Source organism: Streptomyces nymphaeiformis, from assembly GCF_014203895.1.
In the GTDB taxonomy this organism is placed as follows: domain Bacteria; phylum Actinomycetota; class Actinomycetes; order Streptomycetales; family Streptomycetaceae; genus Streptomyces; species Streptomyces nymphaeiformis.
The window spans coordinates 471,075-496,521 of the sequence record NZ_JACHJY010000008.1; the positions used below are offsets into that span (position 1 = coordinate 471,075).

Below are 25,447 nucleotides of genomic sequence, written 5' to 3' on the forward strand. Positions count from 1 at the left end.
GGTCGACTATCGGTGTGTCGCGCAAACTGACGCAAGGCAGCAGACAGGAGAACGACCATGAAGCTACGGTTCCTTGGTAAGAACTCCAACATCGGGGACTGCCCCACGCTCTACGCAACCGACCGGGACTCGTACCTCGTGCAAGGGTGGAAAATCTTCGCGAACGACCTCCTCACGCAGCTGGACATCCCTGAGGGAGATACGGCCGTGGAGGTGCCGACGGAGCTGTTCGAGCACCTGACGAAGGACGGCCTGCCGGCCGGGGAGATCCGGCGCCTGGAGGACCCGATCATGATCCTCACGCCTGGCGGTACGTTCATCGTCCAGGGGAGGGAAGTCACCGACGCCGAGGCCCTGGCCCAGATGGAGATCCCGGACTACGAGACTGTGGTCGAGGTACCCAAGGCCGCGATCACCGCCCTACTGGAGGAACCGCGTGGAGCTGATCTCCAGCGCCGAGCGCAACCGGCTCTTTGAGAGCTTCAAGAGGGATGCCTTCCATCTGGAGCTGAGGGACGACTACTCGGTCCCTGACGAGGACGGCCCGTACGCGAGCTGGCTCCGTGGCGAGCAGGTGGACAACTCCTACATGGAACCGTGGCTTGCCATGGTGAGGCGGGTGACGAGTAAGGGAAGGACCGTACGTCGAGTACGCGTCGTGACCGAGCCGCATAGTCCCTACATTCAGTGGGAGTACGCCACCACTCCGATCAACGTGGGGGCCGGCGAGCAAATCCGCTGGATCTCCAGAGCCACATTGCCTCGCCACACCCTTCCGGTTGGGGGCAACGACTGGTGGCTCTTCGACGACAAGATCCTTGCCGTCGGCCACTTCGACAAGAACGGGCGAGTCCTGGGATCAGAACTGATCGACGACTCGTCGACCGTGGCGCAGTGCGTCTCCATCCGGGACTCCCTCTGGAGCGCTGCCACCCCGCATAGCGAGTACAAGCCCTGACAGACCGGTGAGCAATCAAGCACAAGAGGTACGCGAGGCACTGGGTGCCCGGCTGCGTGCGTTCCGGAAAGACGCGGGATTCACGAGCGGCCGGGCGCTGGCCTACGCACTCGGCTGGCCAGAGTCGAAGATCTCTCGGCTTGAGCACGGAAAGCAGAACGCCAGCGAGCAGGACATCAAGGACTGGTGCGAGAAGACCGGCCAGCAAGAGCACGTCCCAGACCTGGTCGCCACGGTTCGACACATCGACGAGCTATGGCTGGACTGGCGGCGGCAGCTCAAGACCGGAGCCGAGGCCCGACAGAAGAAGGCCCTGCCCGTCTATGACAGGACCAGGGTCTTCCGGATCTGGCAGCCCAACATGATCTGGGGCACGTTCCAGACCGCCGACTATGCCGCGGCCGTGTTCGATCAGGCCGTCAGCTTCTACGAGTTCCCCAACGACTCTGAGGCCGCGGTCGCGAGGAGACTGGAGCGACAGCGGTACCTCTACGAGGGGAATCGGGTCTACAACGTGCTGCTCGGCGAGCAGGCCCTGTACTCCAATGTCGGGGGAAAGGCGGTAATGCGGTCCCAGCTCGACCGTCTGACGGCGCTGATGGGTCTGGCACGGGTGAGCCTGGGCATCGTGCCCAAGGCCGCATCAACCAGGGTCTGGCTGGGGCACTCGTTCTCGATGTTTGACGACAAGCTCGTGCTGGTGGAGACGTTCTCCGCGGAGATGTCAGTAACCCAGCCTCGGGAAATCGATCTCTACACGAAGGCGTTCGCCCTGTTGAAGCAATCAGCCGTATACGGAGAGCCGGCCAGGGCACTCATACGGGCCGCTCACGCACACTTTGAGCACTAGGAGGGAAAGCATGACTGACAAGCCGAATTGGCGTACGAGCTCCTACACCGGGACGGAAAACTGCGTTGAGGTCGCAGACAACGATCCTGCGATGGTCCAAGTCCGAGACTCGAAGGCCAAGGACCGCGGCAGGATGAAGCTCCGGCCGGCTACCTGGGCTGTGTTCGTGGAATTCAGCAAGGGAACCAAGGGCTAAAGCCTGCCAGGGCGTGGCTCGGGAAGGGGACCCCGAACCGACCTTCCGTCGATTTCGTGAGCGGACGTCCCCCGGGTTGGGCCCTGGCTCCTCGCAACGCCAGCTGGCTGCCCTGAGGGTTTGGCCGGTGGCCTGCATCGTGTTGGGAGCAGGGAGACCGCACACTTGTGAAATCGGGCAGCATCACAGCTGTCCTCAGTGCCCGATGAGGTCTTCCTGCTTAGGGCCCCGACGCGAGGCAGGTGGGTAAAGCCTCAGGGCCAGTTATGGGACTAGTCCCTACTCGCCACCTGACACTCTCACGATCCCTCTTTTCGGTGTCCTATCAAGGCTGAGTAGAGACACTACGGGACGAGCGATAGGTGATATCAACTCCCACAGCCTCAAAACCCCGTCGCCAGACATTTCTTCTGCGACATGGCACTCTCGTGAGGCCTCCGGCTACAGGTCTTCCCCTCCTTATGACGTCATGATGCCGAGGCTTCCCTGCGCGTCAAGGGCTACGCACGCCGGCTCCGTACCTCCACCGTCCCTTGACCCGAGAGGGGAAGCCGCAAGAGGCCGTCAATTAAGGGAGGAAGAGAAGAGATAGTTCACACCAAATCTGATGACTAGGTGATGATGCGGTAACCAAGGCGGACAAACGCTTTATCGAACCCGAAGATGTCGCTCGTGCCGTACTCATCACAAGAGGCCATGACCAAGCAGTCCGTATGACTAACCCCGGAGGGGACGTCAGAGAAGATCTTCAATGAAGCCAGTAGAGAAGCGGAGCTGATGTTGTTGAGGATCACGAAGTGGTCTGAAAGCTCCTCGGCTACCCGCGCTGCTATCTCGTGTCCCATTATCCGACCGAGGATGTTGAGTAACTCCAGATAGACCGCGATCGGTACCAACATTGTGGCATCGCTGTCCTGCAGCTGTTCGGCGGCCTTGACGGCTAGTGCGTGATTACTGTCCAGGGGATGGAAAAGAGATACAAGTCCGCTGGTATCAGCAATGATGGTTTGCGATCTACTCTTCTCCATACAGGTAGTCGTCGATGCGAGACGATAGATCGGCAGGGCCCGTAACCTTCAGGTCTTCACCTAGCTTTGCCAACCGCAGCATCGCATCACCGGCGGCTTCCCGTGGTTTGTGACGAGTCGAGACAGGGGCGTGCAACTCGCGCCGAAGCCGTTCGGAATGTTCGATATGCAAAGACGTTTGTAACATATATCTTGCTTATAGCAAATCGGGCACCGAAAAGTCAACGTCTGCTTTTGCGGCGAGGGTTCGAGGAAACGGTTCTGGCAGTGGGGGAGAGCTGTCGATTCTGGGTGCTGGGGCCTTCGGCGAATGACGACAGGAGCCTGCGCGGTGGGTACGGCTGTGGTCGCGATGGGAGGCGACGGTTCGAAGTACCGATCGAGGTAGTAGCGCTCGACCTCGTCCAGGCCGTGAGGCGCGCTGGGCAGAAGCTTCGCCGACGTCGAGCTGCTCACGAGGCGCGCCGAGGACTCCGCGTCAGGTCGTCCTGCTTCCTCAACCGAACTGCTGCTAGCCAAAGTTGAAGTGATCCTCTGGATTCAGGCTTACACCCTTCCCAGTCTCCTCTCGGGCTCACCTAGAATCCACGGTTGCTGACCAAATGTCAGCCTCGTGTCCTACCATGGGTCTTGTCTGATCAGATGAGGTCCCACTCCGGCCACGCCGCTGTGGAGCTGGCGAGTTGGCGGGGTTGGGCAAGGGTGACGGGGAGGGTTCTGTTCCTTGACGAACGATGGCTTCGAGTCCGCGGTACGTACATTCTGGGAGAAGCGGGCGGAGCAGGCCGCTAAGCAGATCGCCGAAGGCAGGGAGGATGCCGGTACACGAGGTTCCGTCACGGGTGGCGCCCATCTTGACGCACTAACGTTGCTGATGGTCAGGCACTTCACTGAGGTCTTGAACTACCCGCAGAGCTCTATCTACTTGGGCAAGAAGGCGGAGTTGCCCGGCTACTACCGGCCCACGAAGCAGTGGGACTTGGTGGTGAAGGTCGGCGGTCAGCTTGTGGCAGCCATCGAGTTCAAGTCTCAATCGGGCTCGTTCGGAAACAACTTCAACAATCGGACCGAAGAAGCGATCGGGAGTGCGGTTGATACACGCCGTGCTATCGAGAAGGGTCTCATGGGCCCGGCCCGCCCCTGGTTGGGGTATGTCTTCGTGTTGGAAGATGCTGAAGGAGCCACCAAACCGGCGAGTAGGGACTTTAAGCCGGCCTTCAAGGCGAGTCCGGCATTCGAAGGGCGCCCCTCGTACGCAGAGCGCTACCGACTCCTGTGTAAGCGTCTCCTTGAGGACCAGCTGTACGACGCGGCGTGCTTCGTCCTGGCCCCAAAGGACGTGGAGCGTCCCATCACGCAACCGGACGACGAACTGACCTTCTCCAGGTTCATCGAGTCGCTCAACGAGCACATCAAGCGAGAGTCTGGGCTGTAGGACCAGGCTCCATGTGGCGGAAGGCCTGCTGTTCTTGAGGTCCTTCCGCCACAGGCTGCTACTCAAGAAGGCAGGTGATCGAGTCCGTAGACCCGCAATGCCGCCGTGGTTGCCGCTTCGGTGTCACGACGGTCAAAGGCCCGAATGAGCGCTTGTGCGTCTGCCTCACTGATCGACTCAGGCCGCGGTACTCGGATGCGTCGGAGGTACTGCGCCTGAAAACGTAGCGTGCCGCCTCGCATCCTCACGGCATACGCCTCCACGAAGGCCTGTGCGACACGTGAGAGGAGCAACCCGCCGAGGACTCTCATGTCCCAGTCGTCAGCCACGACGTAGTACAGGTTGTGGTGGGGATAATGCCCGCCTTCATCTAGGACAGGGTGGATCGTGAGCTTCATGTCTGGCAGAAGTAGCTTCGGCTTGGCAGTAAGCGAGCTATCGACCTTGTCGATGGTCTTGTACCACTGGGCAGGGTTCTTTCTGGCGACGTACCTGCCTGCCAGCGCTTCCCGGTGGTGCTCGAAGTAGGCCTTAAGCCTTGGGTACCTGTCGAGATCGACAAGCTTGCCGTCGTCCTCCCACGGATTCACCAGGTACGTGCCGTCCCACTTGAGTGTCCCAGTGCGGGCGTCCCGCACCATGCTCATCGGCAGGGCTCGGCTGTGCTCGACCTGGTCAGGGTCCGCTGTCAGGAAGACGGCATCCGCACCGCTGGCCAGCCCAATCCCGACACGGGCGCCGGTGTCTTCGAGGGGCGGGAAGCGTTCATTGAGATCTTCGAGCATCTCAAGGCGCGCGGGGCTACCTGCGGGCCATGAGTCTCCTCCTGAGAACCAGGCCGGCAGCCTGGCGGCATCATAACCCTGGGTGGTCTGGTCGTGGCTGTCAGTGCCCATCCACGCTACGAGTTCGCGTGCCTGGGTCGCATCAAAGTACTTGGTGGTCTGAGCAACCACGACGGAGCTCTGTGAACGCTTCCGGATGACCGTAATGGCTGGGTACGCCGCAACGACCTCCTCGAACGCGTCGACGTCGTGCATGATGGCGACGAACTCGACGCTGAACTGGTCTCCGACCAAACGGCGCAGCTCGCGTCCGTATTGGTTGCGCATCCAGCGATCAGCACAGATGAAGCCGAGTGCTCCGTTGGGCGTCAGGCAGCCGAGTGCCCTCTCGTAGAAGCCGACATAAATGTCTGACCGACCTACCATCGTGGCGTGGTTCTGCCGGTACAGCTTCATCCGAGCGTCGGGAACGTCCTCAAGCCGGATGTAGGGAGGGTTACCAACGACAAAATCAGCAGGCTGGGGCTCGCTAAGCAGGTAGTCACCTTGCTGGATCCATCCCTCGACCAGGGGTTCGATGTGGGCCCGATCCCACCCTTCGTTGACCAACAGGTCGGCAACGACTAGGCGGCTAGCCTGCACATTGCGGCTGAGGAGATCAAGCGCCCGGATCCCCTTGGTGGGGAGATCAGTCCCATGCTTCCTGCAGGCAGCACTCAGGCGCCGAACGATGCCGAGGAGGAAGGCCCCCGATCCACAGGCGGGGTCGCTTATCACTAGCGAAGACAGTTCCCTGTCCGGCGTGTATCCCACAAGATCGAGGATCATCTCAACAACCCAGTCCCTCGTGTAGACCTCGCCATGCTCAACGGCGGTGTCTGGGATCGAGGGAAGGTCGCTGAGTGCGAATGCGGTGCTGTGGTTCACCAGGGGAGCCTATCTAGGGCGGGCGGTACGAGATGCTAAGGGGTCACAAGGGCTCGGGTGTCACTTCAGATTCTTCGCTTATGTCCGGATTGTGCATAGATGAGGCCTGTACGTGGCCGCAACTTTGAGCCCTCCGACCGGCGGCGGATGTTCACGTTGGAGAGTCCGGCGATGCTGGGCCTCGTCGTAACCGTGCTCTCCGATTGCGGCTGCTCGAAGTACCGATCGAGGTAGTAGCGCTCGATCTCGTCCAGGCCGTGAGATGTAGCCGGGAGGTCAGGAAGACGCGGGGTGTGAACGCGCTGAAGGCGATCGTCTGGAAGACGGATGAAGGCTTCCCCGACGTCGAGCTGCTGTATCTCCTGGGTGGTGTGCTCCCACTGCTCGGGGAGCGGGTAGAACGTCGGGTGCGTCCGTTTCTCCGCTGCCTCGTCAGCTACAACGTGCTTGACGGCCTCGGTGTTGACTGTCCCGAAGAGCCGGGCCGAGTACTCCGCATCGGGGCGGCCTGCCTTGAAGATGGCCTCGATGCCGACGTTTTGCAAGGCTCCCTTGAGGCGGTCTGAGGCCTGGCTCCAGTTCTGGTGTGCCATGACGCAGAACAGCTTGTACTTGCGAGTCTCAGACAGCATGCGCGTGAGGCTCTCCTCGCTTTGCGCCATGAACTGTGAGAACTCGTCGATCATGAGGACGTGGGGCGTGCGGAGCCGTCGGCCTGCTGCGCGAAGGTTGGCGCGGCTCAGCGCTGCGGTCTCCATGCCCACAGTGAGGAGACACCCAAAGAGCCGGCGCGTGTCTGGGGAGGCAACGGACAGGTTGACGATCAGCGACGTACCCGAGTCGATGAGCCGGCGGAAGTCCAGGACGTTGTCCTGATGTCCAAGGGCGTGACGAAGGATGGGGGAGAGGGTCAGGAGATCCGCCCGGTTGAGGGTGGACTCCTTCATCAAGGGCGCGTCTCGTCCCCACATGTCCATGCGCAGCCGGAAAAAGCGGATGACTTGCGGGTCGTGGACACGCGTCAGGAGGATCTGGTTACGAAAGGCCGTGTCGGTGAGCAGATCTGAGAGACGCGTGAGCGGGAGTCCTGCCTGCCGCAGGGCCACCACTGAGTGCTTGAGGATGTTCTCGAAGGTCGGGGCGCCGTGCGCCAGTTCCGGCCAGGCACGTCGTGCGGCCTCCGTGACGTGCTCGGCCATCGCGTGGTCGTCGTATGGCTGGGCAAGGAAATTGAAGGGTAGGTACCGCTGCTCTGCGGCTGCTGCGGGTATGTCGAGGTAGAGCAGCCGCTCCCGCTGGTCTGGTGTTTGAAGCTGCCCCTGGGCCACAAGGTGAGCAAGCACCAGCTGCGCCAGGTCGCCATGGGGGTCGATGAGGGTAACTGGTTGGCCAGCCAGATAGAGGGAGAGGAAGAGCGAGGCAAGGAAGTAGCTCTTGCCGGAGCCGGTCTTGCCCAAGACGTGCATGTGAGTGCGGGTGGCCTCAAGCGGTAGGCAAAGCGTTCGAGGGAAGAGCCAGCTCCGGTAGGTGCCAAGCGGGATGCGCGGCTGTGAACGAGCAGGGAAGAAGATCATTCAGGCTCCCACTCCACCTCCTTGTCTTCGTCCATGAGCGCCCAAGTGACGGTGGGCGGACTCGATGGCTGCTTCGGCTCCTGAGGTACCGGCTCAGGACGAACGAGGGGAACCGTTTCGCCTGCGGGTGCTTCAGGCAGGGAATCGAGCAGGCTCACGGGGCGATCTGCGCCAGCCGGGTACCAACAGGGACCGAAGAACAGCTCGAAGGGGTCGGTCGTCACGGGGGAGACGCTGGTGAAAAGGAAGATGTCGGCGAGCTCTGTCCTCCCGATCGCCTCAAGCTCCCGGATCGTCCAGTCGGAGAGTTGCTCCCGACGAGCCTTGGCGGGCACCGCAACGGCCACGGTGAGGTTATCGGCCTCGAAGACCTGGCGGTACGGACCCTCGGCCCAGGCCGTGAGGGCTGCGACTTTACGTCGCCAGTGCTTCTGCTGCTCGGTGCCTCGATCAAGCTCCAAGGCGATGTACACGGACTCGCCTCCTACACAGAGCTCAAACCATGCGTCCGGGATGACGGTCGTCCGCGGCGCATCGGGCCGGCCTGCGGGCTGCACACGAACGGGACTTCGCTTCAGCTGGCGCTCAGTAACGAGCCGGGGCATCGAGACGTTGAACTCGCGGCACAAGCGTTCGGCGGCAACCAACACGTCGATGGCAGCAAGGGTGTGCTCCATGAAGGGGTTGTCCTCAGCTTTGGCTCGCTCTTCAGACGGGCGATAGTAGGCGCTGGCGAGCGCCTTGCCGCGGCCGGAAACGAAGCGCCGGCCCTTGTCGGCCAGCGTGAAGACGTGGGGGGCTGAGCCCACGCGGGGCGTTGGCAGCTCGCGGAGTCTGAGAACGTATCCGGCCTCGGCCAACCGACGAAGACGCCGCTGAACGTACCGGTTGTCATCATGCTGATCTGGATACAGCAGCCGGCCGACCTGGGCGGCGGTCATGTACTGGAAACGGTTGATGGAGCACAGAATCTCGCCGTCCGCAGCGCCGATACGAAGCGGGCTGGCGGACGTGACGCGGGGGATAGGCAGTGAGTCATTCATTGAGTCACTTTGCCAAACGCGCGTGAGAACTTCTGGTCCTGGCCGTAAGACTCCCGTATGAAAGACGCTTTATCGGCTCGGGGACCTCCGGCGTATCGGCGGTTGTGGTGGCACGGGAGATGGTGGTTTAACTTCGTACTTCGGTGATTGTCCTGAGGGTGGCTGCATCTGTCCGCCTGCGCCCGAGTGCCGGCATGGGCTCGATGCAATCCGCTCATCCACCTCCTCGCGAGTCGAGCAGTACTTCCAGCGTGTGCGCTCAAGAAGGCTGACGACGCGTTTGCGCGCAGTAGATCCGTCTACCTCGGGAGGCAGAGGGTACGTTTCCATTTGGTATGTGCGCTCTCCGGCCTTGACGAATGCCGTCCGGGAGGGCAGCGCCGGAAGCTGTGTCAAAATCTCCCCGCCACCGGTTATCGACAGGCGCTCAATGAGTGGTTCATTAATAAGGGCATCAATCACAACTCGTAGATCGGCCTCCATCCGGGTCTTCTCATCGGAACGGAGGTGCGAGTCTTCCCTATGGGAGAGAGTCGCCATTCCCTCAATGAAGCGACTCTCGTGGGAGGGATTTATTCGGCCTGTCTTTTGGGCTTCATAGAGCAAACTGTTGAGTTGCTGACGTACTTGTCTCGCATCCTCTGGGTCAAAAGGCACTGTCCCGAATCCGAAATCGAGCTGCGGATACTGAGTGGTGTCATATACCTGGCGCGCACTATGTGAGCTGTAGTACATTTTCCTTCCGTTGACTATCGTGTACGGCTCCTCTTCCGTCGCAGATGACCGATGAAGCTGTAGCCTGCTGCCGTTTACCAACGGGCTAGCGGTACGAAGGCCGAACTGCTTTACCGCCTCGTTGGGGTGACGCTCCAAGGAGGCGACAACGTCAGCTACGAGGTTGTCTGTCTGCTGGTCCAGCTGAGCAAAAAGCGGAGCAACCTCGCTGGCGTCATACGGTGTTGTGTGGAAGGCCACCACGTTTCGAGCGGTAAGGACACCGCGCCGGTTGACGTCCAGTCCCGGCTGGTCGAGTTGATTGGTGTACTGATGGGCCAACACAAGCTTAGCGCCGTACTTTCTACCACCGACAAAGAGCTTGACGAACTCGTTTGTAACGAAATTCTGAAATTCGTCCACAATCAGGGTGTAGGTGTCTCGCCAGTCTCTATTTTGCTCGTCGAAGGTAGCGGCGTAGATAAGCGAGAAGAGTGCGACACCGACAAGGCTCGCAGCCTCGCCAGCGGTGTCACTATCAACGGGGAGCTTGACTAGGAGAATCCGGCGCCCGCGAATGATGGACTTCACATCCAATGGCGGCCCAGGCTTACACAGCAGGCGACGCAACAAGTCATCTGCGAGAAGCCGGCCCAGCCGGTTGAGAAACGGCTCGGTCTGTATCGACCGTTCGCGAGATGACAAAGAGGGAAGATCGTGTTCCCAGAAGGCCCGAGTCTGGGCATCTCCGACGTTGCGCAGCGCCGCGCTGATAGCTCTTGGGTGCCGGAACCAGTCAGGAACGTCAGCTAGCGTGCAGTCCGGATTGTAAATCAGGGTGTTTGTAACGTACCGAAGGATTTTCTCGGCGTACTGGCCTGACTCAATTTCTGGCCAGATGCGACGGAACACCCGGAGGACCCGCCCACGGGTGCGTGCTCGCTCGGTCTCATCAGTGCAGTCAGCACAATAGAAAACATTGAGACAGAAAGGGAAGAGGCGCGTATCGGTCAGATCCAGGAGGTATGTGTCCTCAATACGTTCCTGGGGCATCCGAGCAATGATGTTGTCGACAAGCTGACCGTGTGGATCGAGCACAATGATGCTATCTGACTGCTCCATACGTTGGTAAGTGACCTGCTCCAGGAGCGATGACTTACCGGCACCCTGCGTACCAAGGACGTAGGTGCCTGAGCACATCTCCTCAGCGGTCACAGTCACCGGCTGGTCGGTTGTGAGGTTCTGCCCGAGGATAATCTCAATGGTTGTCACCCTGGCAACGGCGTCCTCTTCGGCCTGCTCGGCCTCGAACACCCGCAACCATTTTGCATAGAAGCTGTCTTTAATCTCGCCGTTTCGAAGCCGTTCACGCAGGTTCTGGACTGTATAGGCCGGTGCTCGATAAACAAGATCGCAAACACGACACTTCACCCGGGCGGAATCATGGTAAGTGCCCGTGCCATCGGGGGCATACTCTGTTATTAGACTAACGTCCGGAGCCACCCCATCTTTCGCGCGCCTCAAGGACGTATCAATTCGGAAGGTGCGCTCACAACCGTTAATGCATGGGATACGTTCGCGAAGATACGGCGGCACCTCTTCGTCAGGAAGCGGCGGCTTGAGATGGAACGTACCTGCCTTCTCAGTCTTCTGACGGTGCTGGAGGTAGAGAGTGGCCACCGTCATTAGACTCATCGTCCCCGGGAGCGACTTCTTCTCCTCGGCGGTCATGGTTTGCCGACCGTACTCATGTACCGCCGGCCACACCTTCGGTTGAGGGAGCGTGTCAAGATACCGAAGGAGAAAGTCGGGATGCTTTTCGCACCAGGCACGATTGATCGCGACGTCATTCATAACCGACCTCGCCGAAAACCGTCATGTTCTGTCTTCTATTCGTGCCACTATCTCTAGTAGAAGAGGATACCTGCCACCTTAGACCCCTCTCGTGACTTCGCAACATAGGACACGGAAAGCGATAGATCGACTACAGTGGGGTATCGCGCGTTCCGTCATGGTCGGGATGCGCGTAAGGTGGATCTTGAAGGCGTCCTGGGAGGGAATCCCTGGAGATGGTCTCCTCATAGCCAAGGTGAACAACCGGATCGCCCGTGGTTCCGGGAATAACTAAAGGTGCAAATGCCTCTTTGACGCCAGCCAGGGCTGCCGCTTCGCGGAGCTTCAATAGCTGACGACGATCATCCTGATCGTAAAGCGGCTTCTCTATGAACCGTACGACGGTCTTGGACCCATCTTCATTCGTACGAATCTCCTGACGCTGTCCGTCGACAGAAAGAGCCAACATGCGTTCGAATCGATCGCGGTGTGATTCGGCTTCCTGTGTTAAGTCCTCGTGCGCCCGCAGAGGCTGATTGCCCTCCGGAGCAGGCGAGAAACTAGGCTCCTCAGGAGGATTCGCACTTTGAGCTAGCTCTGCACGAACGTTAGAAATAGCCTGCTCGGCACCTGGTGTTGGTCTTGGTACTTCTCCCCCTTCTGACATACATCTTTCTATATCTCATATCGGACATGTGAAAGTCAAGTGTCAAAGGTATCGCCCTGCCTACCGGTTCCCGCCTCGCCGCGGAGTCGCCTCACGCCGCGCACGAGTACCTGTGGAGAAGAGTTCAACACTTCCATGAAGTCATCAAGATGATCATCAATCTGTTCATCGCGGAATCCTCTCTCGCGCGCGAAGGTCCTGACTTCGTCAATAGAAAAGGCCCCCGCCCGTCGTACTGAGTCGAGATCGTTGGTGTTTGCGCGATTGCGCAAGCGCTCCTCAAACTCCGCTTCAAGGGCTCTGATGGCTTCCTCGCGCTGGGAGTCTTGCTCCTTGTCGTCATCGGGATTTGGTGTGGGGTCCTCGTGTTCTCTCATAGGCGTAACTCGTTGAAGATGTGCACTCTCAGCGGCGTTTCACGGCAACTGAGTTGATCTCCCGCGCCACCTTCGTCTCACCGTTTCGTGCTTTGTACTCCCGCTCGTGGACGTAGCCCACGACCTCGACCTCGCGACCCTTGACCAACTCGTCAGCCTCAGCTCGCTTCTGGAGCGTTGCTGCTCGGTCGCCAAAGGCGAGGATGTCGTGCCACTGGGTCTCGCCGTTTTCCAGATGAACGGCGAGGGGGAACTTGCCAACGAGCTTTCCTGAAGCGGTCGTTCGAAAGGTGGGGTTACGGCCGAGTCGACCAACGAGCTTTACGCGCTGGCCATCAGCTTCCTTGGCCTCGGCGTCATCGGCCGCGGGCTCTCTGCGTGCCTGATCTTGTGCTCTGATACGGGCAGCTCGATCAAGTGGGTGCTCGTCCTGGGGTGCGCCGACGGCCTGCGCGGACCCTCGGACCCTGGGCGCCGACTGGAGATCACCGTTGTTCGTGGTGTCGGGCGCTACCGCAGCAACAGGCTGGATCATCGGACGCTCGTCAGGGAAGGCGCCCACCATGCGCTCCTGGCCGGCAACCTTCTCCGGAGGCTTGGGGCCGGCGACTACGACCGGAGCGGCCTCGGACTCTGCGGGTTCCTCAGCTGGCGCTTGGACAGCCTCGTGGTTGGTGATGATCTGCGCGGTGTCCTCGACGTCATCGGGGAGCCCCGAGACGGAGACTGGACCAGTGTCGACCTGGTACCCCAGTGTCAGCGCGCCATCAGGATGCAGAGCAACGGTCGAGTGCTCGTGGTCCTGGTCCTTCTGCATGAAGACGATGCCCTCGTCCTCAACGGTAGGAAGCGTCCCTCCGAACAGCTCGATCCGTGCGCCTTTGGTCGTGATGCGGGAGACGCCGCTGTCGGGGAAGGTATCGAGGCTCAGATAGTTGGTCTCCGTCTGTACCTGAAAGTGCTGGCCGGCGCCGTAGGCAGGATCGGTCACCTCTTGAGGCTTCGTCCCTAACGCCTTGGCGACGGCTTCCCCGTCAAATCTCTGTCCTGCTCGTTCTGTCATATGAGAACGGATTATATCGAGCAGGGACGGGAGAAGATGTAAGGCAGATTACATCCACCGAAACTCAGCGGATATGCTTCGCGCCGGCAAGGTAGTTGAAAATCCCCTTAGGGGTCTTCGCAGCGCTAGGTAGCTTCATATGCCAGACGTTCGTGGTCAACGACGGTTCTCTGACAGGTTCCTTGCTGGGAGTATTCCACAAAGGCGCTTGCCATACTGGTCGGAGATCGGGACTCTCGCTCTCGGCAGTCTGATCGTTGCTACGCTCGCTCATTTTCGCCTTCAGTGCTTGCGTACACTCCGGGTTTTCGCAAAGCCTCCTCTCTTTGCTCATAGTTACGGCTATAGTAACACCAAGTGACAGCTTGTGCAATAGGTAGATTTGCGAAACCGTACGAGGAGGGATTAATCCAAGTGAGTGGTCGCTGTGGGCATGTGGGTGAAAATGTGACGCCACTGTCATCCGCCGGGGAAGTGATGCGTCGAATAGGCTGACATGCGAACCCCTGAAAGGTGTTGCCCGATATGAGCGTGCCCGTGTCCAATGGTGATTCAAGGGATCAAACCGAAGTAAATCTCGCGACGGGAACCAATCGAGATAGGGCCGTTTTTGATCTCCTTGGGAACCCTCGCCAATGGCGGCAGCGGGCAGTTGAACGGATTGACCTAACCAGTGCACTGTTTGAAGACAGGCGTCGATCCGTTCAAGCAGCGGATTTGGCTGGGATGCTTCGGCCGTATATCAAGAGAGGTCATACACATGCTCGGTTGTATCTACCTATCGGTACCTTCCCTAAGGGGCCACTGCTCGACTTTGCGGTAACCGTGGATGAAAAGCCAGCGTATTTGCTGCCACGTGAAGCTCACGGTTACTTTCAGGCCGAATATTTGAATCACCTAATGCTCACGCATCACGGTGAAGAACTCGCACCCGACGTGAACGACCTCCTGCGCAGGGTTTGTTCATTTGCCCCTGGCGTGTGGCAGCAACTGCGCCAAGACCTGGATTCGGAACGCGAGCCAGTAGTTGCATACCTAAATGCTACGGGATTGGGAACCCTTGTCGGGAAAGACCCTCTCGAAGTGGGTGATGTCCACGATTTGGTGTGCGTTGCTCGATCTGTAGGGGAACTGGTGCGGCAGTTTGCACCTCAGGATGTCGACAGTCCGTCCGAAAACCCCTTGCTAGCTCTCCCGTTCCTTGATGCTGGAGGCGTCCACAGTCTCGCAGTCATACTCGCTACGCTGGAGAAACTCCGCAATTCTCTTCGCCTTTCCTCTGAGCATCCCGTGTCAGAGGATCGCAGATTTGTTGCCACTTATGCCGACTACGGCCGGCACTGGGATGCCCTAGTGGAGTGTGTAGTCCCACTGGAGCGGCCTTTCATGATCAGGACCTCCGAGAAGCGAGCGGTGAGACTGGAAGAACCTTTTGGCGAAGGAAGCCGGAAGTGGCTGAGTGACGTAGGGCGAAAGAAAGCGCATCAGCTCATTAACTATGGAGACGCTTCCTCCAACCACGTAACCTGCCGAATCACAGACTCCAATGTCGAGTTCGTCTCGGACGGCTGGAGGGTTCTGGATGAGAGATACGGGGAAATTGACGCATTGGCGGATGCGGCAGAAGTGACTCCAGAAATCGTCGCATTCTATGACTCAAAGGCTGACCGCCCAAATCGTCTGTGGCTCGAACTCCCACTCCGTCAGACCCCTGCTGCTGCGGTTGGGATGTGGACGGTGCTGTTTATGATCGGTACCGCCCTTATCAGTTTCTTGATCTTCGTTTTCAACTGGTTCGAGAGTGGAAGAAGTCACTCCCTTTCTGGAACCGATGTTGCCGTAATTCTCGTTCCTTCGGCTATTGCGGCCGCCCTGCTGCTGGTCCGAGAAGCCTCGACTCTGAGTACGAGGCTCAATAAATATTGGCGCTACGGAGCGGCAGGTGTGCTCGGGTTTTTGTGGCTTATTACTCTGATCTTCTATGGGATCAGTAAGGTGAAATGGGGAGGCTAGGAATGCCGGACATGCGGAATGAGAAAGTGGACGAGCGGCTCGGTAAGGTCACGACAACGTTGACTGGAACGTTTGTGGCTATTGCTGGTGTGGCCACGGCTGTCGGGATTTCTCAAGATTCACTTCTGGCGGCGGTCAACAATGATCCATGGCTCTATTTTGGCATTGCCATCCTTGGTGCTGTCGCAGTAGCTCTTGGCATCTGGTCCCTCTTTCAAGGTAATGACAGGCGCGGGAATCGAAAGCAAGCGTGGCTGCTCGGCAGTGGCACCATTGTCTATATGTTGGCGTTGTTTTTGGCCATCGCCGCCGTGGCGCGGGTGGCCACTGGAAATGGACGACCCAACGTGACGAATCTGTCAGTCGTGCCTGGGTCGCCAAAGAAAGTTAGCTTCACGGTCCATGCCGACGGAGTCCAGGGCGGCAAAATGCTCATCGTCGAAGCTGAGGCGTTCGATGCTGTAAAGACACTAAATGGTGGCGTGCTCTACCGAAGTGTCCTGCATGCCGACGACCATGGGGATATCGAGCAGTCAGTCGAGTTTGTAATCGAAAGAAGCGACGCTACGCGACTGACAGTCCGCGCTTTCCCGGACCATGAGGACAAGGATGGCGCTACCTGTGAATCCGACACTACCCACGACAAGCTGGGGTGTGCGACGGTCCTCTTCTCGAAGACATAATGAAAGAACGTATATTTCGGACGGAGTGCGGTGGCTCGTGATGGACCCCAGCTGAAGCCGATGCCTACTAAGCTTGCTGCCAGCCCGTGCCGGACTGGAGTGCACGGGATAGGCGCTGGTGCCCCGCCCGGCGGGACGCAGTACGACCAGAGCCGCACTGCCCCGGGTGGCCCATGTGGTCATCCGGGGCATACCCCTCGACGGGTCATGTAGATCCCCTAGGCGCGCGCTGGGCGCCCAAACGATCAAGGAATCGATCGACGGGCGTGCCTGGCTTCCTAGAGGCTCAAGCGCCCTGTGGGGCACATCAGACAGGCGAGCTGGCGTGTCACCGATTTATCACGCACTCCGTCACGCGCACAGGGACAGACCGCTCTGACCTGGACGTTTGCCTGACCCTGTGGACTGGACGGACGGACAGGACTGGGCGTCAGCTTCTGGGGGTCAAGGGGTCGCAGGTTCAAATCCTGTCGTCCCGACTCGAAAGAGTCGCAGATCAGGGGCCGTTTCAGAGCAATCTGAAACGGCCCCTGATCAGTTGTCGGGGACCGGTGGGGGACCGGCGTACTTGACCGCGCTGAAGCGCACCTCGACCGGTCAAGTGCGCCACAGCGAGCGCCGGGTGTAGTCGATGCGGTGGCATGCCCCTCAGGCATCCCCGTCGACCGCGTACGTCTGCGTCCCCGCCCGCAGGTTCGCCTGTGCCTTGCGGTAGGCGCGGCGGCCGGGGACCTCGGCCTTGGCGTTCTGTTCGTCGCGCCGGGCGGTCAAGGCGGTCAGGGCTTGGCGGGCCTCTTCCGAGGCCCAGTGGTCGAGGTCGATCTCGCGGTGCTGGCGGGCGGCGGTCTGGATCTCCAGGAAGGCGTTGGCCGACGCCGCGGCCCTGGCAGGTCGCTGGGGTGCGTTGACCGTGGTCAGGGCGGCGTGGGCCGGGTGGTGCGGGGGCAGGTCGTCGATCAACCGGTGCCACTGGGACAGCGTGACACGTTCGTTGGCGGGGAGCGAGGCCTCCAGTTCCTCCCGGGAGACCCGGTCCAGGAAGCGCAGGGGCACGGGCGGTGCGTCGAGATCGACCTCGAAGGTGGCGTCCGGCGCGGGCACCGCCACGAAGCCGTGCAGTGTGCCCTCGGAGGTGTCGAGGACCATCCAGTACCGCATGCCCGGGCCGGAGCCGGCGGTGTCCGTGTCCGTGCCCGGCCGTACGGTCACCGGATGGCAGAGCGCGCCGTCGGTGAGGCGTCGGGAGGGCGGGACGGGGTGGTCCTCGATCTCCATCTCGATCTCCAGCAGTCCGCCGCCGGTCACGGTGAGGCCCACGGCGACCGGCCACTGCTCGAGGAACTCGGTGCGGCCGGGGCGCCGTTCCCCCGAGGACGCCCGGAGGACGAAGTCCGAGTCCAGGCGCCTTGTCAGGGCGATCGGTTCGATGCGTCGCAGCCCGGTCAGCCGTTCGGAAGCCAACCGCGCGGAGTGGTGCGGCGCCCGGTCCGCCTCGCCGAGTGCGTCGGCGAGCTCCGCCAGGGCGTGCCGGGTCGGGGCGGGCAGACGCGCGGGTTCCGCGGCGCGGAGGCCGCTCAGCAGGTGCGCGGCCTCCCTGCCGAACCAGGGGCCGGGCCGCTCGGTGCGGAGGCCGGCTTCGAGAACTTGAAGGGGGCCTGCCAGCGATGAAGCGGCCGGGGTGAACCAGTGGCCCAGCTCTCCGTCCGGTGGCGGGATCGGCAAGGAGGGCGAGGAGCCGGTTTCGGCATGCAGTCGGGCGGTGGCCGAGAGGGCCGCGGCGTCGACGCGCTCCCAGGGAAGACAGTGGAAGAGGCCTGGTGGCGGGAGGGTTTCGTGGTGAGCCGGTGGAGGAGGAAGTAGCGCAGCGCGAGGCTCTCGGAACGAAGGCCGGTGACGATCTCCGGATGGGCCGGGGGGTCGGCCCACCGCTCCTCCAGACGGGCGACCACCTCGGTGCCCGGCTCCGAGACGGGCACGGGCGCGCCGTGGTCGTCGAGTTCGACGACCACCTGCCCGTCGGGCGCCCGCAGTGCCAGGGCGCGGCGGAGCTCGCCGGCCCGCTCGACGACCGCGCTGGTCCGCGTCCAGGGCTGTGTGCGGAACCGCGGCAACGCGCGGGCGTCGGTGCGTTCGTCACCGTCGTTGATGCGGTCGAGTGCGGGAGGCTGCCCCGGCGCGCCCGGCAGGACGCGGGCGATCCAGTCGCTGAGGGGTCGGTGCGGGGGGCAGGACGCTCCCTTCGGGGCGCGGGTCCGTCATCTGCCGACCCGTTCGCATCGTGCGTGGAGTTGTGCGGCGACGGTTCCGAGTCGGCGGACCGCCTCCCCCAGCGCGGGGGACATGGGGTCGGGGACACATTGGGCCCAGAGCCCCGCCAGGCGGTGCCACGCCTCCTCGCCGCGCCGGTCGAGCCGGTCGAGCAGATCGTGGGGCAGAGCCAGGGCCCATGCGCGCAGGGGCCCGTCGTCCAGGTCCGGTCCGTCCCAGCGCATCCGGAACTTCACGCCGCGCAGGAGCACTTCGGCGCGCACCAGTGGATCGGCCGAGGCGTTCACGGGGACGAGACGGCGCTTGCCGTCGGCGGCGGCGAGGTCGTCGAGCGCCTTGTCCAGCGGGTCGACGACCAGGTTCTGCACGGGGTCGTAGAGCAGCGTGTTGACGGTGAGGTCGCGCTGCCGGCTGTCCTGGAGCAGGTCGGTGCCCGTGGCCGGGAAGGACGTGCCGTCGAGGCCGAGGCCCCGGTAGTCGAGGCTCGGTCCGCCCGTGCGGGCGGACCGAGGACCGTGCAGACAAGGTTGTCGGGGCTGAACCGCTGGGGGTGCTCCGCACTCGTGCCGTCGAGGTCGAGCACCTGACGGGTCGTCTCGGTGAAGGCCCCGGCGGGTGCGGTGCCCGTCAGGTTCAGGTCGTTGACCTCGTCGGGGGTGGCCCCGGACAGCAGGGCGCGCCTGATCTCCTCGCGCTGCCTGAGCGGTGGCAGCGCATCCAGCAGAACGGCGACGTCCACGTCCACGGAAGGCCGATCGGCCACTGGTTTCCCGCTTTCCCCGGTCGGCCCCGGCCCACGCGCCGAGACGGCCCAGCGGGCCCGTTGTGGCAAGGGAGGGCCTTGATTTCACGCAGACCGTGAGATCCGTCCTTCCTCGTCCCGCGTGCGTGCCGGCGAACCAAGGGCCCATCGAATCGTTCCCACCAGGGCGTGGCCGGCCATCCGTACGACCGTGCGTTCCACCGCCGGCGGGTACGGCAGACCGAGTGACTCGCATGCCCAGCGCGGAAGGGTCGACACCGCGTTCGCAGCCAGGATCGCGTACGGGGCCCGGGCGATCCGGGGAAGGGGCGGGTGGCGCAGGAGGAAGCGCGCGGCCTCGCGGGCCTCCCGCGTCGCGTACAGCTCGGGCCGGTACGAGGCCAGCCGCTCGGCCAGCTCGGCGCGGTCGCGCGGAGGGTCGGTCACGCCCAGGGCGGCCGCCACGCGGGCGGTGTCGGCGACGTACGCGTCATAGCCCGCGGGATCCAGCGGGTGGGCGCCATAGCGCTGATGGGCGATCAGGAAACTGTCCACCTCCGCGACGTGCACCCAGCCGAGCAGATGCGGATCGGAGGCGTGGTACGCCGCTCCGGAGGGGGTCACTCCGCGCACGCGCTCGTGCACCGCGCGCACCCCGTCGACGGCCTGCTGCGCATCGTCCGCCGTTCCGTACGTCGTCACGGCGAGGAACGTGCTGGTGCGGTGGAGGCGCCCCCACGGGTCCCCGCGGAAGCCGGAATGGGCCGCGACGGCGGCCATGGCCAGCGGATGGAGGGACTGGAGCAGCAGGGCCCTGAGCCCGCCGACGAACATCGAGGCGTCGCCGTGCACCGCACGGATCGCGCTGTCGGGTCCGAACCATCGGGGCCCCGGCGTGCCGTGGATGCGGGCGCGGTTGTCCGGGCCCTCCGGGCCCGCGACACGGGCGAACAGCGTGCGGCCGAGTCGTTCCCGGAGGTCGAACCAGGGCACGGACACGTCCATGCGACCAGTATCCGCCGGGCGCGGCGACGTCGCCCGGGCCGTGGGCGTCCGGCCCGCCGGGCGAGCGTGCACGACCACCGCCGCGCGTGCACGATCACCGCAACGCGTGCACGGCCGCCGCGAACACGCCCGGCATGCGGGCGGCCACCGGCACGATCAGGCGGGAGGTCTCCGGCCGGGAGCCGGCCCGGAGCAGTGCCCTGGTGAGCAGCCGCTGCCGCCGCGACAGGCGCCGCCATGCCCGCTCGTACTCCTGGGGCCGCCCCGCCCGCAGGCACCGTACCGCCGCTTCGGCCGACGCCAACGCGAGGGCGATGCCTTCGCCGGTGAGCGCGTCGACGTAGCCGGCCGCGTCACCGACGAGCAGGACACGGCCGGCGACTCTGCCGCGCACCCGCTGTCTGAGCGGTCCGGCACCGCGGACCGCGTTCGCGGCCGCGTCCTCGTGCAGGCGCGCGGCCAGCTCGGGGAACCGGTCCAGACAAGTGGCGTAGGGGTGCCGGGCGGTGCTCAGCACGGCCACGCCGACGAGGTCGTCGGCGACCGGGGTCACGTAAGCCTCGCCCTGCCTGGACCAGTGCACTTCGACGAAGTCGGACCACGGGGCCATGCGGTAGTGGCGCCGCAGGCCGTAGCGCCGGGGGCCGGGGGCGGCCAGGTCCAGGCCGAGCGCCCGGCGGAGGGGCGAGTGCAGGCCGTCCGCCGCGACGAGCCACCGGGCCCGTAGCCCCGCGGCGGTCACCGACTCCGGCCCCTGGTGCACTTCCCCGACCTTGCCGGGCACGATCCGGACGCCGAGCTCGAAGGCCCGCCGGTACAGCGCGGCGCTCAGGACGGTGCGGCGTACGCCGAGGCCGGAGCCGTCGCGGAAGGCAGCCTGCGCCCGGTGGGCGCCGTCGACGTACCGGATGCCGCCCAGCTCGTGGCCGGCCGGTTCGACGCCCAGGGTGCGCAGGTGCCGAACGCCGCGGGGCATGATCCCCTCGCCGCACGCCTTGTCCACCGGGCCGGGCCGGGGCTCGATCACCACGGCCTCCATACCGGTCAGCGCGGCATGGATCGCGGTGGCCAGCCCGGCGGGCCCGCCGCCCGCGACGAGGAGGTCGATCACGCGAGTCCGCCGGGTACGGAGGTCCGCGCCGGGCGCGTGGCGTCCGCGGCGGTCCCGGGCGGCACCGAGGAGGCCGGGGCGAGCGCCGCGTCCTCGCAGCGGATGCGCACGGTGAGCAGCGCGGCGTTGAGCAGCGTGAACAGAACGGCGGTCAGCCATGCCCCGTGGACCAGCGGCAGCGCCGCTCCTTCGGCCACCACCGCCACGTAGTTCGGGTGGCGCAGCCATCGGTACGGGCCGCCGGCGACCAGAGGCAGACCGGGCACGACGAGGACCCGGGTGTTCCAGCGCGGCCCCAGTGTCCGCACGCACCACCAGCGCAGGGCCTGGGCCGCGACCACTACGGCCAGCATGGTCCAGCCGAGGCCGGGGCGGAACGGCGGCCGCAACGTCGCCACCTCGGCCAGGCAGCCGAGGAGGAGGCCCGTGTGCAGCACCACCATCACCGGGTAGTGCCGCCGTCCGTGTTCGACCGCGCCGCGCGCCAGGCTCCAGCGCGAGTGCCGCCGGGCGACCACGAGTTCGGCGACGCGCTCGGCGCCGGTCGCGAGTACCAGAAGGGCGTACCAGGTCATCTCTCCTCGTCTCTCCCTTCCTGCTTCCTACCAGCGCAACAGGACGAGTTCGGTGCAGAAGCCCGGGCCCATGGCGAGCAGCAGGCCGGGGGTTCCGGCGGGCGGCCGACCGCCTTCCGCGAGCGTGTCGCGCAGGACGTGGAGCACGGACGCCGAGGACAGGTTGCCGACCTCCGCGAGCGAACGCCTGCTGACGTCGAGGGCGTCGTCCGGCAGGTCGAGCGCCTCCGCGACCGCGTCGAGGACCTTGGGCCCGCCCGGGTGGCTGACCCAGGCCGTCACGTCCTTGCGCGTGAGGCCGTGATCGGACAGGAAGGCATCGACGTCGTCCCCGAGGTTCTTGCGCACCACCTCGGGAAGGGCGGGATCCAGCACGACGCGGAAGCCCGATGCGGTGACGTCCCAGCCCAGCAGGCGTTCGGTGTCCGGATAGAGTCGGCTGCGGCTCGCCACCACCGTTGGACCGGCCCCCGCCGCCGTGTGCCTTCGGGTGCCGCAGGCGACGGCCGCGGCGGCCCCGTCCCCGAAGAGCGCGGTCGCGATCAGGTTGGCGGGGGACGCGTCGTCCCGCTGAAAGGTCAGTGAGCAGAGTTCGACGGAGAGGAGCACGGCGATGTGCTCCGGCCACCCCTGGAGGTAGTCGTGGAGCCGGGCGACGCCGGCCGCGCCGGCGACGCAGCCGAGGCCGAAGAGGGGAAGCCGTCTCACGTCCGGCCGCATCCCGAGCCGTCCGACGAGCCGGGCGTCCACCGACGGCACGGCGATGCCGGTCACGGAGGTGAACAGCAGCAGATCGACGTCCCGGGCGGACAGGCCGGCCGCGTCGAGCGCCCCGGAGACGGCTTCGGCGCCGAGCTCCAGGGCATGGGTGAGGAAGGCGTCGTTGACCGCGCCGAAGTCCTTCAACTCGCCGTACCGGTCGAGGGGCAGCGCCGTATGGCGCCAGCGGACCCGCGTGCCGCGGTGGAGGCGGTCGAGAGCACGCCGGTCGCCGCCGGCGTCCAGGCACTGACCGGCCACCATGTCGGTGATCTCCTGCTGGGCGTGCCGGTGCGGTGCCAGGACTCCGTGGACTGCTGCAATCCGGGTCATCGGACTCCCTGGTGACTGCCTGGTGCGGACGATGTGCATCCATATGTGCCCCGCGCCCCGTGGTCGTACCACGTCATCGCTCGTTGGGCGCCTACGATCGGCGCGTGGACGCCACGAATCGGGTCACCGCCGGGGCCGTACGGCCCAAGGGGGGCCTTCTCGTCGGCCTTGCGAGGGCCTGTCACCCGGGGCCGACGGCCGCCGTCACCCTGCTGATGACGGCGCTCGCGGTGTCGGCGGGGCACAGCGCGAGGGGCTCTGTGCTGGTCGGCGTGGCGGTGTTGGCGGGCCAGCTGTCGGTGGGGTGGTGCAACGACGCGGTCGACGCCCGGCGCGACCGGGCAGCCGATCGGCACGACAAGCCGGTCGTGTCCGGCGCTGTCACCGCCGGGGCCGTGAGGGCCGCCGCGCTCATGGCTTTGGTGGCGTGCGTCCCGCTGTCCCTGTCCGGTGGTCTGTTCGCCGGGAGCGTCCACCTGGTGGGCGTCGGCGGCGCGTGGGCGTACAACCTGGTGCTGAAGGCGACGCGGCTGTCCTGGCTGCCGTACGCCGCGGGGTTCGCGGCGCTTCCCGCCTTCGTGGTGCTGAGCCTGCCGGGGAGGGCCGCGCCGGCCTGGTGGGTCGTCACGGCCGGTGCGTTGCTGGGCGTGGGCGCGCATCTGGGAAACGTGCTGCCGGACATCGAGTGCGACCTCAGAGCGGGAGTACGCGGGTGGCCGCAGCGCCTCGGCCCGACGTGGACCCGGCTGCTGCTGCCGGCCCCGCTGGTCGTGGCGTCCGCGGTGCTCGTCCTCGGCGGGCCGGGGGTGCCCGGCGTCGCCTCGTGGGCCGCCTTGGTGGTGGCCGCACTGACGGCGCTGGTGAGTGCGCTCCTCGGCGGTCGCTGTGTCCGACTGCCGTTCATCGCCTCGATCCTCGTCGCCGGTATGGATGTGGCACTGCTGGTGGGGCGTGGCGGCCTGATCGCCTGATGGGGGTCAAGGGGGCGCAGGTTCGGATCCTGTCGTCCCGACCGTGCGGAAACGCAGGCCGGAGGCCGTTCTCTCCTCCGTGAGAGGACGGCCTTTCGAGCGTCTGCGGTCGTGGTGGCCGCAGTGCGGCCGCACGCCCGGACCGGGGCTGGTTCGCCGCAACGCCGGCGGCGGGTGGTACGGGGGACGCGGTGCCGGCGGACGGCGTCGCAGAGGGCGCTGGAGAGGGTGGCGAGGCACTGGTGGAGAGCGGCCCGGTCGCGGCCGGCTGCCGGAGATTCTGACGGAGGTCGGTAAGGGCGGGGCTTCGCCGGACCCCCGGGCGGGGCCAGGGCGAGGGCCTGCCCGGGGCCCGGCTGGACCGTGCCGGGGCCTTGGGTTCCGGACGATCAGGAGCGGGCGCGGGAGGTCAAATCCCGAACCATTTCCGTGACGGCGCAGGTCAGCGGATCGTTCGAGCTTGGACTGCTCGCGGCGTCCGCGCCCGGGAGGCGGGGCGGAGTACCGGAACATCGCCTCCCAACTGGCCGAACGACCAGTCGGTAGGGGGCGCGGCCGGAAAGGTACGACCACATGTGCGATCACCCTCCGCATCGACAAGACTCCGGTGCGCAGCCGATCGGCTCGCACCCTCCCGCTCACCCCACGAAGGGACACCTCCGTGCGTTACTTCCGTACCCTCGGCGCCACCGCGTTCGCCACCGCGACCGGCCTCGCGCTCGTCGGAACCGCCTTCACCGGCACCGGCACCGCCGAGGCGGCGCCCACGAGCCTCTACGCGCCGTCGGCGCTCGTGCTCACCCTCGGTGAGGGCACGCACCCGGCGACCGACACCGTCGTCCGCGCGGTCACCCTGACCTGTGCCCCCGTCCCGTCCGGCAGCCACCCCGCGCCGGAAGCGGCCTGCAGGGAACTGGACTCCGCGGGTGGCGACTTCACGAACCTGACGGGCTTACGGGAAGGCCGCCCCTGTACGCGCGAGTGGAACCCGGTCACGCTCACCGGTGACGGCGTCTGGCAGGGCCGGCGCGTCACCTGGTCGGCGACCTACGGCAACCCGTGCGAACTGCGGGCCCGCACGGCGGACAGCGCGGTCTTCGCGTTCTGACGGAACCCCCGGGACCGGCTTTCCCCGGGGCGCCCGACCCACCGGCCCTCCTGGTGAATTCAGGCAGGGCCGGTGCTGCGCGACCCGTATGGGGGAAGCGACGACGCCACCGCGCAGGCCCGTGTCATGCTGCGCGTCATATGTGTCGAGGGCGCTCCGGACGGGCTCGCACGAAGCATCGCGAAGGCCGGCGACGCACAGAACCACGTCGAGCCACGGGACTTCGTCGCTCTCGACCCGGAACAGGGTCTGATCCGCGAGGACTTCGCTCACGACCTGGGGAAGTCGTACGTCTACAAGCACGGCGACCCCGACCCGTCACCAGCCACGGGCTGCTCGATCGTCGAAGCCGCGACCGCTCCCGCCTGCGCCCACCGGGACGCGGGCCTCGTCACACGTGTGCGGGCGGACCACGACCACCTCGGGCAC

General features: G+C 64.4%; 23 protein-coding genes. 9 read left to right on the forward strand and 14 right to left on the reverse strand.

All coding sequences use genetic code 11. The annotated features are described in order from the left end of the window. Positions 1-57: 57 nt before the first annotated feature. Genes GGE06_RS28190 through GGE06_RS28205 form a run of 4 tightly spaced genes read left to right on the forward strand, consistent with a single transcriptional unit; the run spans position 58 to position 2,004 of the window. Positions 58-477 carry a hypothetical protein gene (locus tag GGE06_RS28190; protein ID WP_184932097.1) on the forward strand — a complete coding sequence of 140 codons (420 nt, stop codon included), beginning with the start codon at positions 58-60 and terminating at the stop codon, positions 475-477. After that, on the forward strand, positions 437-958 hold the full coding sequence (locus GGE06_RS28195) for a DUF6879 family protein (protein WP_184932098.1): 522 nt from the start codon (positions 437-439) through the stop codon (positions 956-958). The genes GGE06_RS28190 and GGE06_RS28195 overlap by 41 nt, the downstream gene beginning before the upstream one ends. Before the next feature lie 7 nt (positions 959-965). Further along, positions 966-1,808: a helix-turn-helix domain-containing protein gene (locus GGE06_RS28200; protein ID WP_184932099.1), complete on the forward strand. Its 843-nt coding sequence runs from the start codon at positions 966-968 to the stop codon at positions 1,806-1,808. Positions 1,809-1,818: 10 nt separating this feature from the next. After that, positions 1,819-2,004 carry a DUF397 domain-containing protein gene (locus tag GGE06_RS28205; protein WP_184932100.1) on the forward strand — a complete coding sequence of 62 codons (186 nt, stop codon included), beginning with the start codon at positions 1,819-1,821 and terminating at the stop codon, positions 2,002-2,004. Positions 2,005-2,615: 611 nt separating this feature from the next. On the opposite strand, the gene GGE06_RS28210 is transcribed toward GGE06_RS28205, so the two are convergent. Next, on the reverse strand, positions 2,616-3,032 hold the full coding sequence (locus GGE06_RS28210; RefSeq protein ID WP_184932101.1) for a type II toxin-antitoxin system VapC family toxin: 417 nt from the start codon (positions 3,030-3,032) through the stop codon (positions 2,616-2,618). A gap of 724 nt (positions 3,033-3,756) precedes the next feature. Here GGE06_RS28210 and GGE06_RS28215 point away from each other — a divergent pair. Further along, the gene (locus tag GGE06_RS28215; protein WP_184932102.1) at positions 3,757-4,467 is read left to right on the forward strand and encodes a PaeR7I family type II restriction endonuclease; all 711 of its coding nucleotides are present in this window, start codon (positions 3,757-3,759) and stop codon (positions 4,465-4,467) included. Positions 4,468-4,529: 62 nt separating this feature from the next. Here the strand turns inward: GGE06_RS28215 and GGE06_RS28220 are convergent, their stop codons facing one another. The 7 genes from GGE06_RS28220 to GGE06_RS43840 all read right to left on the reverse strand — a co-directional run bounded on the left by GGE06_RS28220 (position 4,530) and on the right by GGE06_RS43840 (position 13,378). Continuing rightward, positions 4,530-6,179 carry an Eco57I restriction-modification methylase domain-containing protein gene (locus tag GGE06_RS28220; RefSeq protein ID WP_312883328.1) on the reverse strand — a complete coding sequence of 550 codons (1,650 nt, stop codon included), beginning with the start codon at positions 6,177-6,179 and terminating at the stop codon, positions 4,530-4,532. A 65-nt stretch (positions 6,180-6,244) separates the two neighbouring features. Further along, on the reverse strand, positions 6,245-7,753 hold the full coding sequence (locus tag GGE06_RS28225) for a type IV secretory system conjugative DNA transfer family protein (RefSeq protein ID WP_281402377.1): 1,509 nt from the start codon (positions 7,751-7,753) through the stop codon (positions 6,245-6,247). Further along, positions 7,750-8,796, reverse strand: a complete 1,047-nt coding sequence (locus GGE06_RS28230) for a replication-relaxation family protein (protein WP_184932104.1) — start codon at positions 8,794-8,796, stop codon at positions 7,750-7,752. Before GGE06_RS28230 ends, GGE06_RS28225 begins: the two co-directional genes overlap by 4 nt. Before the next feature lie 69 nt (positions 8,797-8,865). Continuing rightward, positions 8,866-11,241 (reverse strand): type IV secretory system conjugative DNA transfer family protein, encoded by a 2,376-nt coding sequence (locus tag GGE06_RS28235; RefSeq protein ID WP_184932105.1) that lies wholly within the window; start codon positions 11,239-11,241, stop codon positions 8,866-8,868. Between the two features lie 253 nt (positions 11,242-11,494). Beyond that, entirely contained in the window at positions 11,495-12,010 is a 516-nt protein-coding gene (locus tag GGE06_RS28240; RefSeq protein WP_184932106.1) for a hypothetical protein, read from the reverse strand. Between the two features lie 35 nt (positions 12,011-12,045). Continuing rightward, on the reverse strand, positions 12,046-12,387 hold the full coding sequence (locus tag GGE06_RS28245; protein WP_184932107.1) for a hypothetical protein: 342 nt from the start codon (positions 12,385-12,387) through the stop codon (positions 12,046-12,048). A gap of 28 nt (positions 12,388-12,415) precedes the next feature. Beyond that, entirely contained in the window at positions 12,416-13,378 is a 963-nt protein-coding gene (locus GGE06_RS43840; RefSeq protein WP_184932108.1) for a single-stranded DNA-binding protein, read from the reverse strand. Between the two features lie 597 nt (positions 13,379-13,975). Between GGE06_RS43840 and GGE06_RS28255 the strand changes: the two genes are divergently transcribed. After that, the gene (locus GGE06_RS28255) at positions 13,976-15,463 is read left to right on the forward strand and encodes a hypothetical protein (protein ID WP_184932109.1); all 1,488 of its coding nucleotides are present in this window, start codon (positions 13,976-13,978) and stop codon (positions 15,461-15,463) included. Positions 15,464-15,465: 2 nt separating this feature from the next. Next, entirely contained in the window at positions 15,466-16,146 is a 681-nt protein-coding gene (locus GGE06_RS28260) for a hypothetical protein (RefSeq protein WP_184932110.1), read from the forward strand. 648 nt (positions 16,147-16,794) lie between these two features. On the opposite strand, the gene GGE06_RS28265 is transcribed toward GGE06_RS28260, so the two are convergent. From GGE06_RS28265 to GGE06_RS28290, 6 genes are all read right to left on the reverse strand, one after another. Next, positions 16,795-17,868, reverse strand: coding sequence for a hypothetical protein (locus tag GGE06_RS28265; protein ID WP_184932111.1), 1,074 nt, complete (start codon positions 17,866-17,868; stop codon positions 16,795-16,797). A 533-nt stretch (positions 17,869-18,401) separates the two neighbouring features. Beyond that, complete coding sequence (locus GGE06_RS28270; protein ID WP_184932112.1) at positions 18,402-18,782, reverse strand: hypothetical protein; 381 nt, start codon at positions 18,780-18,782, stop codon at positions 18,402-18,404. Positions 18,783-19,261: 479 nt separating this feature from the next. After that, on the reverse strand, positions 19,262-20,161 hold the full coding sequence (locus GGE06_RS28275; RefSeq protein ID WP_116157840.1) for an oxygenase MpaB family protein: 900 nt from the start codon (positions 20,159-20,161) through the stop codon (positions 19,262-19,264). Between the two features lie 94 nt (positions 20,162-20,255). After that, on the reverse strand, positions 20,256-21,272 hold the full coding sequence (locus GGE06_RS28280) for an NAD(P)/FAD-dependent oxidoreductase (RefSeq protein WP_184932113.1): 1,017 nt from the start codon (positions 21,270-21,272) through the stop codon (positions 20,256-20,258). Next, entirely contained in the window at positions 21,269-21,847 is a 579-nt protein-coding gene (locus GGE06_RS28285) for an isoprenylcysteine carboxyl methyltransferase family protein (RefSeq protein ID WP_184932114.1), read from the reverse strand. The genes GGE06_RS28280 and GGE06_RS28285 overlap by 4 nt, the downstream gene beginning before the upstream one ends. A gap of 27 nt (positions 21,848-21,874) precedes the next feature. Next, positions 21,875-22,939, reverse strand: a complete 1,065-nt coding sequence (locus tag GGE06_RS28290) for a type III polyketide synthase (protein WP_184932115.1) — start codon at positions 22,937-22,939, stop codon at positions 21,875-21,877. A gap of 104 nt (positions 22,940-23,043) precedes the next feature. Here GGE06_RS28290 and GGE06_RS28295 point away from each other — a divergent pair, with 104 nt between their 5' ends. Continuing rightward, complete coding sequence (locus GGE06_RS28295; RefSeq protein ID WP_312883330.1) at positions 23,044-23,910, forward strand: UbiA family prenyltransferase; 867 nt, start codon at positions 23,044-23,046, stop codon at positions 23,908-23,910. A 661-nt stretch (positions 23,911-24,571) separates the two neighbouring features. Further along, the gene (locus GGE06_RS28300; RefSeq protein WP_116157836.1) at positions 24,572-25,018 is read left to right on the forward strand and encodes an SSI family serine proteinase inhibitor; all 447 of its coding nucleotides are present in this window, start codon (positions 24,572-24,574) and stop codon (positions 25,016-25,018) included. Positions 25,019-25,447 lie beyond the last annotated feature (429 nt).